At 71.6% G+C, this 13,629-nt stretch carries 10 protein-coding genes; 2 read left to right on the plus strand and 8 right to left on the minus strand.

What is annotated here, in order from left to right; translation table 11 throughout:
- The 8 genes from ACGFIV_RS13670 to ACGFIV_RS13705 form a co-directional block, all read right to left on the minus strand.
- On the minus strand, positions 1 to 943 hold a 943-nt coding region (locus tag ACGFIV_RS13670; RefSeq protein ID WP_392834705.1), incomplete at its 3' end, for a GH25 family lysozyme.
- A gap of 149 nt (positions 944 to 1,092) precedes the next feature.
- Entirely contained in the window at positions 1,093 to 2,322 is a 1,230-nt protein-coding gene (locus ACGFIV_RS13675; protein ID WP_358558339.1) for a hypothetical protein, read from the minus strand.
- 115 nt (positions 2,323 to 2,437) lie between these two features.
- Positions 2,438 to 3,130, minus strand: coding sequence for an endonuclease/exonuclease/phosphatase family protein (locus tag ACGFIV_RS13680; RefSeq protein ID WP_358558341.1), 693 nt, complete (start codon positions 3,128 to 3,130; stop codon positions 2,438 to 2,440).
- 37 nt (positions 3,131 to 3,167) lie between these two features.
- Positions 3,168 to 4,112, minus strand: coding sequence for an ROK family glucokinase (locus ACGFIV_RS13685; RefSeq protein ID WP_358558343.1), 945 nt, complete (start codon positions 4,110 to 4,112; stop codon positions 3,168 to 3,170).
- A gap of 35 nt (positions 4,113 to 4,147) precedes the next feature.
- Positions 4,148 to 4,756: a hypothetical protein gene (locus ACGFIV_RS13690; protein ID WP_358558345.1), complete on the minus strand. Its 609-nt coding sequence runs from the start codon at positions 4,754 to 4,756 to the stop codon at positions 4,148 to 4,150.
- Positions 4,756 to 5,940: an ArsA family ATPase gene (locus ACGFIV_RS13695; protein ID WP_358558347.1), complete on the minus strand. Its 1,185-nt coding sequence runs from the start codon at positions 5,938 to 5,940 to the stop codon at positions 4,756 to 4,758. The genes ACGFIV_RS13690 and ACGFIV_RS13695 overlap by 1 nt, the downstream gene beginning before the upstream one ends.
- Positions 5,937 to 6,374: an SRPBCC family protein gene (locus tag ACGFIV_RS13700; protein WP_358558349.1), complete on the minus strand. Its 438-nt coding sequence runs from the start codon at positions 6,372 to 6,374 to the stop codon at positions 5,937 to 5,939. The genes ACGFIV_RS13695 and ACGFIV_RS13700 overlap by 4 nt, the downstream gene beginning before the upstream one ends.
- A gap of 69 nt (positions 6,375 to 6,443) precedes the next feature.
- Positions 6,444 to 7,211, minus strand: a complete 768-nt coding sequence (locus tag ACGFIV_RS13705) for a metallophosphoesterase (RefSeq protein ID WP_358558351.1) — start codon at positions 7,209 to 7,211, stop codon at positions 6,444 to 6,446.
- 221 nt (positions 7,212 to 7,432) lie between these two features.
- On the opposite strand from ACGFIV_RS13705, the gene ACGFIV_RS13710 reads away from it, so the two are divergent.
- Both ACGFIV_RS13710 and ACGFIV_RS13715 read left to right on the plus strand, forming a co-directional pair.
- Positions 7,433 to 9,229: a long-chain fatty acid--CoA ligase gene (locus ACGFIV_RS13710; protein ID WP_358558353.1), complete on the plus strand. Its 1,797-nt coding sequence runs from the start codon at positions 7,433 to 7,435 to the stop codon at positions 9,227 to 9,229.
- A gap of 147 nt (positions 9,230 to 9,376) precedes the next feature.
- Positions 9,377 to 13,624 carry a HAMP domain-containing protein gene (locus ACGFIV_RS13715; protein WP_358558355.1) on the plus strand — a complete coding sequence of 1,416 codons (4,248 nt, stop codon included), beginning with the start codon at positions 9,377 to 9,379 and terminating at the stop codon, positions 13,622 to 13,624.
- Positions 13,625 to 13,629 lie beyond the last annotated feature (5 nt).

The following is a 13,629-nucleotide window of genomic DNA, read 5'->3' on the forward strand; positions in this document are numbered from 1 at the left end:
CCCCGTTCCAGTCACCCACGATCGGGATCTGCGGGCTGCTGCCGTAATAGATCACCGGACGCGTCGCGACACTGGAATCCAGACTGTCCGACAAGTAGTACTCCAGCACCCCCAGACCGCCGCCGCCCGCGAAGGCCGCGAGGTCGCTCAGCGTGCCGTTGAAGACCGTGGGCGAGCCGGGGAGGCTGCTGGAGGACCCGGCGTACTGCCAGGCTGTGAACCGCGACCACCCCGCGGGCAACGCGCCCGGAGAGCCGCTGTAGTTGGACGTCTCGAGGGCGTTGGCCGAGAACGACCCGTTGCCGCCCGTGCACTGGTTCCACCAGTTGGGGTTGGTGTATATCGCCGCGTCCCTGCCGGTGCGCGACTTCACCTCGTTCACGAAGTCGCGGATCCAGGTCACCATCTGGCTGCTGGACAGCCCGTAGCACGGATACATCGGAGCGGCCGTGGTCCACCAGGGCCACTCGATGTCGAGCTGCAGGGGAAGGGTCTTGCCGTCGTTGACGTACTGCGCGTGGTCCACCAGGTAGTCGGCCTGAGCTTTGCCCGTGCCCACGCCCTTGTCGGGACGGCCGAACGCGTACGCCCCGATGTACACGCCGTTGTTCTTGGCGCCGTGGTAGTTCGCGTTGAATTGCGGGTCGACGAAGTCGAGGCCCTCGGTGGCTTTCGCCCAGCCGAACTTCACGCCCTTGGCCGCGACGTCACCCCAGTTGATCGTGCCGTCGTGGTTGGAGACGTCGGTGCCGGCCACGGAGTAGCCCGCCGGAGCCGCGCTCGCCGGCACGGCGCCGGCGACGATCATGGCGCCGAGGGCGGCGATCGCGGTCACCACGCGCACGAGCGTCCTGCGTGCTCGTGTGGCCGGGGATCGGCCTGACGCGGCCAGGGCTACAGGCTCGTCGACGAGGCGGGACGGCTGGTTCTTGCGGGGGTCCATAAGGGGGGTGCCTCTCTGTGCTCCTCGTGGCCGGGGACGGTTCGTCCCGGCTGAGGACACGCTCACCCCGCGTGCTTCAACTTCACTCCTATTTCGCTACAACCGCGCCCGCACCGGCATGGAGCCGCCGCGGCGAGGACAGACCGGTCTCAACGCTCCGACGGAGCGCCTCGCGTCTTGACCGTCGCGACGCTCTTGGAGGTGTCCGGCTGGAAGCGCTCGACCACGTCGGTGTAGTGGTCGGCGGCGTCCACCACATGGCCGACGGCCATCGTGAGGTCGCCGACGTGCGTCACGGCCTGCAGGCGCATGGTGCGCGGCTTGGCGGAGGTCGCACCGCGGACGACCCGCCACCCGGAACTCCCGCCGCGGAGCAGGTACGCCGCACTCGCGTGCTCGGGGTCGAATCCGGACACCCAGTAGTGGCCCTTGCCGTCCCCGGTGACCCCGTACAGCTCGGCGTACCGGCCGGGCACCGAGGCCCGGCTCCAGCGCTTGCCGTTCCACGTGAGGATCAGCGGCGCGATCTTCCCTCCGTCGTGGTAGACGCCTCCCACGGCGACCGCCTTCTTCGGCCCGTCCATGTAGACGTCGCGGAGGAACCCTCCCTGGATGGAGGGCACCGTCACCGGCTTCCACGTGTTCCCGGACAGGCGCATGATCAGGGGCCCCGTCGCGCCGTCCCCGACCGCCAGCCCGTCGCCCTTGCGCGTCAGCGCGACGCCGTACAGGGTGCCCTTCACCTTGCTTTCGACCGCCGTCCAGCCCTTGGCGGTGGAGGTGGCGACGAGCGCGAACCGCTCCTGCTCGACGCCGCGGACCTCGTCGCGGACCTTCTTCGTCCGGCTGCCCACGGCGACCATGCGGCCGGGGACGGCGGCGACGCCTCCGAGGTAGTCGCCCGAGCCGAGCTGCGGCACGCTGACCCGGTCGAACGCCGAGCCGTCACCGCGCACGACGTACGGCAGGCCGTCGTGGCCGTCGCCGACCGCCCAGATCTCGCCGGGCGAGGCCGCCGCGACCGACCGCAGGTGACCGGCGCTCGAGGCGTCGTTGCGGATGCCCATCTCGGTCCAGGCGCCGCCGTCCCAGTGGGTGAGCACGCTGCGGTTCTGCCAGGCCTCCCAGACGTCCTCCTGCCCGACCGCCCAGATGTTCGACTTGGACAGTCCCACCACGTCCGACAGGGATCCGTCGGTCTGCAGCCGTGCCGTCGCCGACTCCTGGAGCAGGCCCGCCGAGCCGCGCGCGGCGGCACTTGGACGAGGCGGGTCGGCATGGGCGTGCGCTGCGGTCGTGGCGTGGATGAGGGCACTGGTCAGCACGACGGTCAGCATCACGCACAACGGCAGAGCACGCCGCGACAAGCGGCGGGACATGTCCAAATCGTACGTGTCCTGCCATCCCGCGCGTGGCACGTCCCCCAGTGTTGACCAAACGGTCACCTGAACCCAGCGCGGCCGTCGACCGGCCGTCGACGGCCCAGGGACGGCCTCAGCCCGCCAGGAGCTCGGCCACCACGGGCAGGTGGTCGGTGGCCGCCTGAAGGTCGGCGGCGGCGGCGTCCACCCCGCCGCAGGACAGGACCGAGAGCCCGGCGGCGGCGAAGACCACGTCCAGGCGCCTTCCCGGCGCCCTCGCCGTGAACGTGAGACCGTCGCCCCGGGGCGCGAGCGGGTAGCAGTCGGCGAGGCGCCGGGCGAAGTAGCCGAAGGCGGCCCCGCCGGCCTGCTCGTTGACGTCCCCCGCCAGCACGATGGGAGCCGCGAAGCGCTCCGCGACCCCCTCCACGAGGTCCATGATCTCGATCGCGTGGCACAGCCGGGCGCCGGGGACCAGATCCAGGTGGACGGACGCGACGGTGATCCTGGCGCCCTCGCACTCGGCCACCGCGATGGCGACCCCGCGCCGCTCCAGCCCCATGAACGGCCGCAGCAGGTGGCCCTCCGCGTGGATCACCCGGGTGCCGGGCGCGGCCAGCACCGCGACGCCGCCCCAGCGCCGCCCGGCGACGACCCGCAGGCCCGACGACCGGGCCAGCTCGGCGCGCCTGCTCCGCCAGCGGAGCAGGCGCGGGGCCTCCTGGACGCACAGCACGTCCGGCGCCATGGCCCTGATGACCCGCGCCAGCGCGGCGTTGTCGTCGTACATCGACCGCACGTTGTAGGTGCCGACGCGGATCACCATGGAGCTTCAGCGCCCGTTCCCGGTCTCGGGCCGCTCGTCAGGGGTGCCTGGCGAGATCGGCCGCGCCCACCAGGCCGGCGGCCGGTCCGAGCTCGGCCGGGCGGATGTCGGCGTGCGGCCGGTGCTCGCGGGCGGTCAGCGCGCGCAGGAAGGACGTGCGCGCCTGGTCGATCCACAGGTCGGCGGCCCGGGAGACCCCCCCGCCCAGGATGAAACAGCCCGGGTCGAGCACGGCGGCGAGGTCGGCCATGCCGTGGCCGAGCCACTCGGCGATGCTCGTGAAGGCGGCCAGGGCCGCGGCGTCGCCCTCGCGGGCGGCCTCGGTGACGTGCTCGCCCTCGATGTCGGACACCGAGCCTCCGGCGAGCTCCAGCATGCGGCCGGCGCGGTCGGGCTCGGCGGCGGCGATCACCCTGGCCTCGTGGACCAGGGCGTTGCCGCTGGCGTACTGCTCCCAGCATCCGAGGTTGCCGCATCCGCACAGGCGCCCGCCGGGGACCACCTGCATGTGGCCCATCTCGGCGCCCATGCCCCACCGGCCCCGGTACAGCGAGCCGCCGAAGACCAGGCCGCCGCCGATGCCCGTGCCGACGGTCACGCACACGACGTGGCTCTCGCCGCGCCCGGCCCCGAAGCGGTATTCGCCCCAGGCCATCGCGTTGGCGTCGTTCTCGACCACGACGGGAAGGTTGACCCGCTCGGCGACCTTCTTCTGCAGGGGTTCCTCACGCCAGGCGAGGTTCGGGGCGAACCGGACGATCGACCGCGTCTCATCGACGAACCCGGCGGCGCCCAGCCCGACGGCCTCGACGTCGTGGCGGCTCGCGAGATCGAGCACCGCCTCGGCGATCGTGTCCGCCACCTTGTCGGGGCTGTCCGCGGGCGTGGGCCGCAGGAGGTTCTCCACGATGTGGCCGTCCTCGTCCACGACCCCGGCGGCGATCTTCGTACCACCGATGTCAACGCCGATCGTCAGCGCCATTTCTCATCCCTTCCCCCCGAGAATCCGCCCGGCTCTCAGCCCAGGTCGATGTGCTCTACTCGGGTGTCCGTGTCGCCGGGGCGCCTCGGCGTGGCGGGGCGCGACATGGCGTCGACCGCCTGGCGGAACGCGGCGAAAAGCTCGCCGCCCGCGGTGATGAGATGGTCGGCGACGTCGCCGCCGGCGTCGCGCCGCGCGGCCTTCAGCCTGCAGACGGGGCAGGCCCGGCAGATGTACTCGTCGTCGTCATGCCCGGCCACCGCCTCGCTCCACACGTCTCCGGCTTCGCGTCTCGCGCCGCCGAAGGCCTGCCCGAGCCCCTGCCCGAGGCCGCTCACGCCGCCCTTGACGATGCCCTTGCCGAGCTCGCGCCCCGCTCGCTGCTGCAGCGAGTCGAAGAGCTTCCGCGCCTCGCCGGTGATCGAGCTCAGGGGGTCGGGACGGTCGTCCTGGGCGCGCGGTTCGTCGCGCCGCCCCGGCCGCTCGTCACCGGCCGCCGCGCGCCGATCGTGTTCTCTCAGCCACTCGTCGCGGCTGACGCCCCGCTGGGCGTCGCGCCGGTCACCGGCCCCGCCGGTGGCCTCGCGCCGGTCTTCCCGCCCGTTGCCGGGCTGGGCGCCGTCGGTGTCGTTCGTTTCGGTCATCAGGCCCCTCCTGCCTCGAACCGTACCCGGAGGCGGCCGTCGCGGAGCGCCGCGTCGCGAACCGATCTGCGGGCGAGCGCGGCGGGCAGCGCGAGGACCCTGCGGTACGAGCCCGCGGTGACGATCAGCTCGTCGCCCTTCCTCGCCAGGTCGACCTCGCTCTTGTCCGCGAGCGGCAGGGCGAGGGTCAGCTCGTGGACCTCTCCCTCGGACCGGATGGTCAGCGGGGCCTCGCCGGTGGGCGGCGCGAACGGGTCGGCCGTGCCGTACAGCTCCTCCGCCAGCGCGGCCAGGGCCTCGGGCCCGACCGGCTCGGCGGGGAGGTAGGGCACCCTGTGGACGGGCAGCGGCGCGAAGGACTCCCCGACCGCCGCCAGGTGCCTCGACTGGGCCTCGACCCAGCCGCGCCGCCACTCGTCGGAACCGCCGCCGGGGAACACCCGGTTGGCGACGACGGCGTCGACGCGGTAGCCGTACAGGCTCAGGGAGGTGAAGGTGCGGCGGGCCTCGGCCACCACGACCGCCTCGGGGGTGAGCACGAGCCGCACGGAGGCGTTGTCGCCGGTCAGAAGCTCACGCACACCCATGAGCCCGGCGTGCAGTCGCTCGCCCGCGCTCACCACGCCGTCCTCGGGGACGCTGAGGCGGGCGACGTGGCGGATCACCGGGGCCAGCGCCCGCATCAGCTTGCGCCCGGCAGGCAGCAGGCGGCTGACGTGCCAGTCGAGGGCCTCGGGGAGGGCGAGCAGGCGGAGCGTCTCGGCGGTCGGGGCGCAGTCGACCACGACGACGTCCCACCGGCCGGTGCGCACCTGCTCGCGCAGCTCCAGCAGGGCGATGACCTCCTCGGCGCCCGGCAGCACCGTGAGCTCCTCGGAGGTGACCTCGTCGAGGCCCAGCTCGGCCAGCAGGCCTCTGGCGTACTCCTGGAGGTCGCCCCAGTGGCGCTCCAGCGCGCGCTGGGTGTCGACCTGCTGGAGGTAGAGGCCGGGAGCCGCCTCGGCGGGCTCGCCGGAGCCGGGGACGCCGAGGGCGTCGGCGAGGGAGTGGGCGGTGTCGGTGGAGACCACGAGCGTCTTGAGCCCACGGCGGGCGGCGAGCGTGGCGGTGGCCGCGGCGACGGTGGTCTTGCCCACTCCCCCCTTGCCGGTGAAGAGCAGGATCCTCGGGGTCCCGGCGCTCATCGGCCCTCGACGCGCTTCTTGAGACCCTTGAGCGCGGTGTCGACGATGACCTTCTCGGCCTTGCGCTTGATCATGCCGATCATGGGGACCTTGAGGTCCACGGCCAGCTCGTAGGTCACCTCGGTGCGCCCGCCCGTGCCCGCGAGGCGGTAGCTGCCGGTGAGCGCGGAGACCATCTTGCCGGGCTCGGCGATGTCCCAGTCGACGGCCTCGTCGCCGCGCCAGCGGTAGGCCAGCGTGTACTCGTCGCTGATCACCCCGGCGTCGAGGGCGAACCGCACGGTCGCCGGGCGCCCGTCGTCGCCCACGGACAGGACCTCCGCGGACCTCACCTGACCGGCCCACTCGGGGTAGGTGGCGAAGTCGGCGATGACCGCCGTGATGGCCGACGGGTCGGCGCCGATCGTGATGCTGGACGTGGTGCGATCAGCCATGGGCTTACCGTACTCGTTCACCGTTGCCGAGCGAACGTCCGCGCGGCCGATCGGCGAAGTCGCGTGGGCTCAGAGGTCGAGGGCGAAGGGGCTGCCCCGGCCACGGAAATGGCCGACGTTGACGCATTCGGTGCGGCCGATGCGGGTGCGCGCGGCCAGCGGCTGGTGTACGTGGCCGAACAGGGCGTAGCGGGGCTGGGTGGCCTTGATCGCCTCCAGCGTCGCCTGGCTCCCCCGCTCGAACCGCCGCGCCACCACGTCGTACAGCAGGCCGGGGACGGCGGGCGGGATGTGGCAGCACAGCACGTCGACGGCGCCGACCGCCTCCACCTTGCGGGCGAACTCCTCGTCGTCGACCTCGTTGGGGGTGCGGTAGCGGGTGCGCAGGCCGCCTCCCACGAACCCGAAGGTGAGCCCGCCGATCTCGGCGGTCTGGCCGTCGAGCACGTGGTGGCCGTCCCTGAGGTAGTCGCCCCACAGGCCGGGCAGGTCGACGTTGCCGTAGGTGAGGTAGGCGGGCGTGGGCATGGCGGCGAAGATGCGCCCGTACTGCTCGCGGACGGCCCGTTCGATGTGCTCGCGCGGCTCGCCGCCGAGCGAGGACCACAGCGCGGCGGACATGCTCCGCGCCTCCTCGAAGCGGCCGGCCGTGCGCAGCCCGATGAACTCCGCCGCCCGCTCCTCGCCGAACAGCTCGCCGAAGATGCCCTGCGAATGGTCGTGGTAGTCGACGAAGAGGATCAGGTCACCCAGGCAGATGAGCACGTCGGCGCCCTCTCCCGCACGGGAGAGGGCGTCCGCGCGCCCGTGGACGTCACTGATGACATGGACCCGCATGACGGACATCGTAATACCCGCCGCATACCCAACCTAGCGCTTGCCTGTCAAGAGGCGACACGCCCCGGCCCGGGCGCGCCGTCCCGCCGGACGGCCCTGATAGCGTGAACCGGCGCCTGTGAACGGTGAGTGACGGACTATCCCCGCGTAACACGACGCGATAGCGTCCAGGAAGCCTTCGGTGAGAGAAGGCCTTCCTGCGTGCACCCAGAGGAGTGACCGTGCGCGAGTACAGCGTTCCCGTGCTGGTGGACGTACCGGCATCCGCCAACTGCGCCGACACCGTGTTCAGGCGCGGCGACCAGGAGCCCGGCGCCGTGGTGATCAGCGTCAAGTCCGGCGACGCCTGGACGCCGGTCACCGCCGCCGAGTTCCGCGACCAGGTCGCCGGCGTGGCCAGGGGCCTGATCGACGCGGGCGTCGAGCCGGGCGACCGGGTGGCGCTCATGTCGCGCACCCGCTACGAGTGGACGGTCGCCGACTACGCCATCTGGGCGGCGGGCGCGGTGGGCGTCCCCATCTACGAGACCTCCTCGGCCGACCAGGTGAGCTGGATCGTCTCCGACAGCGGCGCGAAGTGCGTGATCGTCGAGACCGAGTCCCACGAGCGGACGGTGAGGCAGGCGATCGCCGACGCCGAGGGCACCGCGGTCTGGCGCATCGAGGGCGGCGGGTTCGCCGAGCTGACCGCGCGCGGCGCCGGCGTGCCCGAGGAGACGCTCAAGGAGCGCCGCCTCTCGCGCGGCGGCCCCGACCTCGCCACGATCATCTACACCTCGGGCACGACGGGCCGTCCCAAGGGCTGCCGCCTCACCCACGACAACCTGCTGTTCACCGCGCAAAACGTCGCCAGGGGGCCGCTGGAGGCGCTCTTCGAGGTCGACGGCCGGGCCGCGCTGCTGTTCCTGCCGCTGGCCCACAGCTTCGCCCGCCTCATCGAGATCGTCCTGATCGAGACCGGCACCGTCCTCGCGCACACCCCCAACATGAAGAACGTCGCCCCCGACCTCCAGGCGTTCAAACCGACGTTCCTGCTCGGCGTGCCGCGCGTGTTCGAGAAGGTCTACAACGCCGCCGAGCAGAAGGCCTCCGCCGGAGGAGGGCTCAAGAGCAAGATCTTCCACCGCGCGGTGGACACCGCGATCGCGTGGAGCCGCGCCGAGGGCTCCGGCGGCGCCGGGCTCGGCCTGCGGCTCAGGCGCGCCCTGTTCGACAAGCTCGTGTACGCCAAGCTGCGCGCGGCCACCGGCGGCCGGCTCAACGCGGCCGTCTCCGGTGGCTCGGCCCTCGGCGAGCGGCTCGGTGACTTCTTCAGGGGCGCGGGCATCGAGGTCTACGAGGGCTGGGGGCTGACAGAGACCTCCGCCCCCTCGACCGTGAACATCCCCGGCGCCAACAAGATCGGCACCGTCGGCAAGCCGCTCCCCGGAGTGACGATCGGCGTCGCCGACGACGGCGAGGTGCTGGTCAAGGGCCGCCACGTCTTCGACGGCTACTGGAACAACGAGCAGGCCACCGCGGAGGCCGTCGACGCCGCCGGCTGGTTCCACACCGGCGACGTCGGCGAGCTCGACAAGGACGGCTACCTGCGGATCACCGGCAGGAAGAAGGAGCTCATCGTCACCGCCGCGGGCAAGAACGTCGCGCCCGCGCCCCTGGAGGACCGCATCCGCGCCCACCCCCTGGTCAGCCAGGCCATGGTGGTCGGCGACGACCGGCCGTTCGTCGCGGCCATGGTCACGCTGGACCCCGAGGCCCTCGACCAGTGGAAGGACGCCAACGGCAGGTCCGGCGCCTCGCTCGCCGAGCTCACCTCCGACCCGGCCGTGGTCGCCGCCGTCCAGGCCGCCGTGGACGACGCGAACACGCAGGTCTCCAAGGCCGAGCAGGTGAAGAAGTTCGTCATCCTGGAGACCGACTTCACCGAGGAGAGCGGCCACCTCACCCCGTCGCTGAAGGTCAAGCGCAACCTGGTCGCCCGCGACTTCGCCAAGGACATCGACGCACTCTACGGCTGAACTCCGTACGGCGTGGTCGCGGCGTGACGCCGGGCTGATCCGCCTCGCGCCGGCCGCCGGCAGGTTCGCTCCGGCTGTCGTCGCTCCTGGGCACCCGTCTATACGATGGCTTGGCGAGATGTTGGCGCGGATCCCAAAAGGGTGGACATGGTTGAGAGCGTAAGCACGAAGCGCGGCCGCTCGACCCGGAGCGCGGGCGGGCCCGAGGTCGACCTGCGGCAGCTGCTGGCGGGGCTCACCGCGGTCCGTGACGGGGACTTCGGCACCCGCCTGCCCGAGGACGGCGACGGGCTCTACAAGGAGATCGCGACCGTCTTCAACGGCATGGTCGACCAGCTCTCGCTGTTCACCTCCGAGGTGACCCGCGTGGCCCGCGAGGTCGGCACCGAGGGCCAGCTCGGCGGCCAGGCCGAGGTGCCCGGCGTCTCCGGCACCTGGAAGGACCTCACCGACTCGGTGAACGCCATGGCGGGCAACCTCACCGACCAGGTCCGCAGCATCGCCCAGGTCACCACGGCGGTCGCCAAGGGCGACCTGTCCCAGAAGATCACCGTCTCGGCGCGCGGCGAGATCCTGGAGCTCAAGAACACCATCAACACGATGGTCGACCAGCTCTCCTCCTTCGCCGACGAGGTCACCCGCGTCGCCCGCGAGGTCGGCACCGACGGGCGGCTGGGCGGCCAGGCGCAGGTCACCGAGGTCGCGGGCACCTGGCGCGACCTGACCGACTCGGTGAACTCCATGGCCGGCAACCTCACCGACCAGGTCCGTAACATCTCGCAGGTCGCCACGGCCGTCGCGCGCGGCGACCTGTCCCAGAAGATCACCGTCTCGGCGCGCGGCGAGATCCTGGAGCTCAAGAACACGCTCAACACGATGGTCGACCAGCTCTCCTCCTTCGCCGACGAGGTCACCCGCGTCGCGCGCGAGGTCGGCACCGAGGGCCGCCTCGGCGGCCAGGCCGACGTGAAGGGCGTCTCCGGCACCTGGAAAGCGCTCACCGAGTCGGTGAACGTCATGGCCGACAACCTCACGGCCCAGGTCCGCAGCATCGCCGAGGTCACCACGGCGGTCGCCAAGGGCGACCTGTCGCAGAAGATCCGGGTGGACGCGCGCGGTGAGATCCTGGAGCTGAAGGAGACCATCAACACGATGGTCGACCAGCTCTCGGCGTTCGCCGACGAGGTCACCCGCGTCGCGCGCGAGGTCGGCACCGAGGGCAACCTGGGCGGCCAGGCGACCGTACGGGGCGTGTCGGGCACCTGGAAGGACCTCACCGACAACGTCAACGTCATGGGCTCCAACCTGACCAGCCAGGTGCGGTCGATCGCCCAGGTGGCGACCGCGGTGGCCAGGGGCGACCTCTCCCAGAAGATCACGGTCGAGGCCAAGGGCGAGGTGGCCGCGCTGGCGCAGACGATCAACACGATGGTCGAGACGCTGAGCGCCTTCGCCGACGAGGTCACCCGCGTGGCCCGCGAGGTCGGCACCGAGGGCCAGCTCGGCGGCCAGGCCCGCGTGCCGAACGTCGCCGGCACCTGGAAGGACCTCACCGACAACGTCAACTCCATGGCGAACAACCTCACCAGCCAGGTCCGCAACATCGCCCAGGTCACCACGGCCGTCGCCCAGGGCGACCTGACCAAGAAGATCGACGTCGACGCCCGGGGCGAGATCCTGGAGCTGAAGACCACGATCAACACCATGGTCGACCAGCTCTCCTCGTTCGCGGCCGAGGTCACCCGCGTCGCCCGCGAGGTCGGCAGCGAGGGCAGGCTCGGCGGCCAGGCGGAGGTCGAGGGCGTCTCCGGCACCTGGAAGCGGCTCACCGAGAACGTCAACGAACTGGCGGGCAACCTCACCCGGCAGGTGCGCGCCATCGCCGAGGTGACCAGCGCGGTGACCTCAGGCGACCTCACGCGCTCGATCACCGTCGACGCCTCCGGCGAGGTGGCCGAGCTCAAGGACAACATCAACTCCATGGTGAAGTCGCTCAGGGAGACCACGAGGGCGAACCAGGAGCAAGACTGGCTGAAGACCAACCTGGCCCGCATCTCCGGGCTCATGCAGGGCCACCGCGACCTCGCCGTCGTCGCCGAGCTGGTCATGAACGAGCTGGCGCCCCTGGTCTCCGCCCAGCACGGCACCTTCCTGCTCGCCGAGGAGACCCCGAGCGCCACCGAGCTGCTGGTGGTCGGCAGCTACGGCCACCAGGAGGTGTCCCGCCGCTACGCCCTCGGCGACTCGCTGGTCGGCCAGGCCGCGCTGGCCAAGCGCACCATCCTGGTCGAGGACGTCCCCCCGGGGTACCTCACGATCTCCTCCAGCCTCGGCCAGGCGGGCCCGGTCAACCTGATCGTGCTCCCCGTCGTGGTGGAGGACCAGGTCCTCGGCGTCATCGAGCTGGCCAGCCTCAACAGGTTCACGCAGACCCACCGTGACTTCCTGGAGCAGCTCGTCGAGACCATCGGCGTCAACGTCAACACGATCGTCGCCAACGCCCGCACCGACGCCCTGCTGACCGAGTCGCAGCGCCTCGCGACCGAGCTGCAGGTCGGCCAGGAGGAGCTCCAGCGGTCCAACGCCGAGCTGGAGGAGAAGGCCGAGCTGCTGGCCCAGCAGAACCGCGACATCGAGACCAAGAACAGCGAGATCGAGCAGGCCCGCCAGGAGCTGGAGGACCGCGCCCAGCAGCTCGCGCTCGCCTCGAAGTACAAGAGCGAGTTCCTGGCCAACATGAGCCACGAGCTGCGCACCCCGCTCAACTCGCTGCTGATCCTGGCCCAGCTCCTCGCGCAGAACCCCGCTCGCAACCTCACCGCCAAGCAGGTGGAGTACGCCAACGTCATCCACTCGGCGGGCACCGACCTGCTCCAGCTCATCAACGACATCCTCGACCTGTCCAAGATCGAGGCCGGCAAGATGGACCTCACCCTGGAGCCGTTCCACATCCGCCAGCTCCTCGACTACGTCGAGGCGACGTTCCGGCCGCTGACCACCGAGAAGGGGCTGCGGTTCGACGTCAGGGTCGGCTCCGACGTCCCGACCCAGCTCCTGATGGACGAGCAGCGGCTCCGCCAGGTGCTGCGCAACCTGCTGTCCAACGCGGTGAAGTTCACCGAGGCGGGCTCGGTCCAGCTCCACGTCGAGCGGGCCGGCGAGATGGACCTTCCGGCCGGTCCGAGGCAGCAGGCCCTCGCCTTCCACGTCGTGGACACCGGCATCGGCATCGCCGAGGAGAACCTCTCGCAGATCTTCGACGCCTTCCAGCAGGCCGACGGCACCACGAGCCGCAAGTACGGCGGCACCGGCCTCGGCCTGTCCATCAGCCGCGAGATCGCCACGCTGTTCAACGGCGAGATCCGCGCGGTGAGCACCCTCGGCGAGGGCAGCACCTTCAGCCTCTACCTGCCGATGACCCACTTCTCCGAGGACCCCGCCCCTGCGGCCGTCCCGGCGACGCGCTACGGCGCCCATCACTTCGACGCGGCTCCCTCCGAGGCGGTGGAGCCGCCGGTGCCCGCCTCGGCGGAGCCGGGCGGCGATGAGGAGGGCCGCCGCCTGCTCGTCGTGGAGTCCAGGCCGAACGGGCTGCTGTCCCTGCTGGCGCAGAGCGTCGTGAGCGACCTGTCCGAGACCCACGGGCCCGTGCGGGTGACCACCGCCAGCGACCCCGAGAGCGCGCTCGCCGCGCTGGCCCGCGACGGCTACCACTGCATCGTGCTCGACCTCGGCATGCCCCACGACGCGGCGGCGGAGTTCCTGCGCAGGCTCGACGAGGACGTCGCCCTGCGCTCGCTGCCCGTGCTCGCCCACCACACCCGCAAGCTCACCCGCCCCCAGGAGAACCTGCTGCAGGGCCGCTCGCGCACCCAGCCGCTGGAGCGCCTGCCCAGCCTCGACGAGCTGCGCGAGCGCATCACGCTCCACCTGTCGGCGAAGGGGCCGGGGGACGTCCTGCCCCTGGTCCAGGCGAGCCCCGACGAGGTGGCGCGCGCCGTCGAGAAGGTCGACAGCGGCCTCCTCGGCCGCAAGGTGCTGGTGATCGACGACGACGTGCGCAACGTCTTCGCGCTGACCAACATCCTTGAGCTCCACGGCATGCAGGTGCTCTACGCCGAGAACGGCCGCAAGGGCATCGAGGTGCTCATGCGCAACGACGACGTCGACCTCGTGCTGATGGACATCATGATGCCCGAGATGGATGGGTACGCCGCGACGGCCGCGATCCGCGAGATGCCGCGCTTCGCCAACCTGCCGATCATCGCGGTCACCGCCAAGGCCATGCACGGCGACCGCGAGAAGACCCTCTCCTCGGGGGCCAGCGACTACGTCACCAAGCCCGTGGACGCCGAGGAGCTCATCGACCGCATGCAGCGCTGGCTGGAGCTGTGAGACCC

This window comes from Sphaerisporangium sp. NPDC049003 (genome assembly GCF_043197795.1).
Taxonomy (GTDB): Bacteria; Actinomycetota; Actinomycetes; order Streptosporangiales; family Streptosporangiaceae; genus Sphaerisporangium.

Excerpts from the sequence above, each read along its gene's own strand:
- ACGFIV_RS13685 (WP_358558343.1), bottom strand. The coding sequence starts at position 4,112 with ATGGCGCTGACGATCGGCGTTGACATCGGTGGTACGAAGATCGCCGCC.
- ACGFIV_RS13690 (WP_358558345.1), bottom strand. The coding sequence starts at position 4,756 with ATGACCGAAACGAACGACACCGACGGCGCCCAGCCCGGCAACGGGCGG.
- ACGFIV_RS13680 (WP_358558341.1), bottom strand. The coding sequence starts at position 3,130 with ATGGTGATCCGCGTCGGCACCTACAACGTGCGGTCGATGTACGACGAC.
- ACGFIV_RS13695 (WP_358558347.1), bottom strand. The coding sequence starts at position 5,940 with ATGAGCGCCGGGACCCCGAGGATCCTGCTCTTCACCGGCAAGGGGGGA.
- ACGFIV_RS13700 (WP_358558349.1), bottom strand. The coding sequence starts at position 6,374 with ATGGCTGATCGCACCACGTCCAGCATCACGATCGGCGCCGACCCGTCG.
- ACGFIV_RS13705 (WP_358558351.1), bottom strand. The coding sequence starts at position 7,211 with ATGCGGGTCCATGTCATCAGTGACGTCCACGGGCGCGCGGACGCCCTC.
- ACGFIV_RS13675 (WP_358558339.1), bottom strand. The coding sequence starts at position 2,322 with ATGTCCCGCCGCTTGTCGCGGCGTGCTCTGCCGTTGTGCGTGATGCTG.
- ACGFIV_RS13715 (WP_358558355.1), top strand. The coding sequence starts at position 9,377 with ATGGTTGAGAGCGTAAGCACGAAGCGCGGCCGCTCGACCCGGAGCGCG.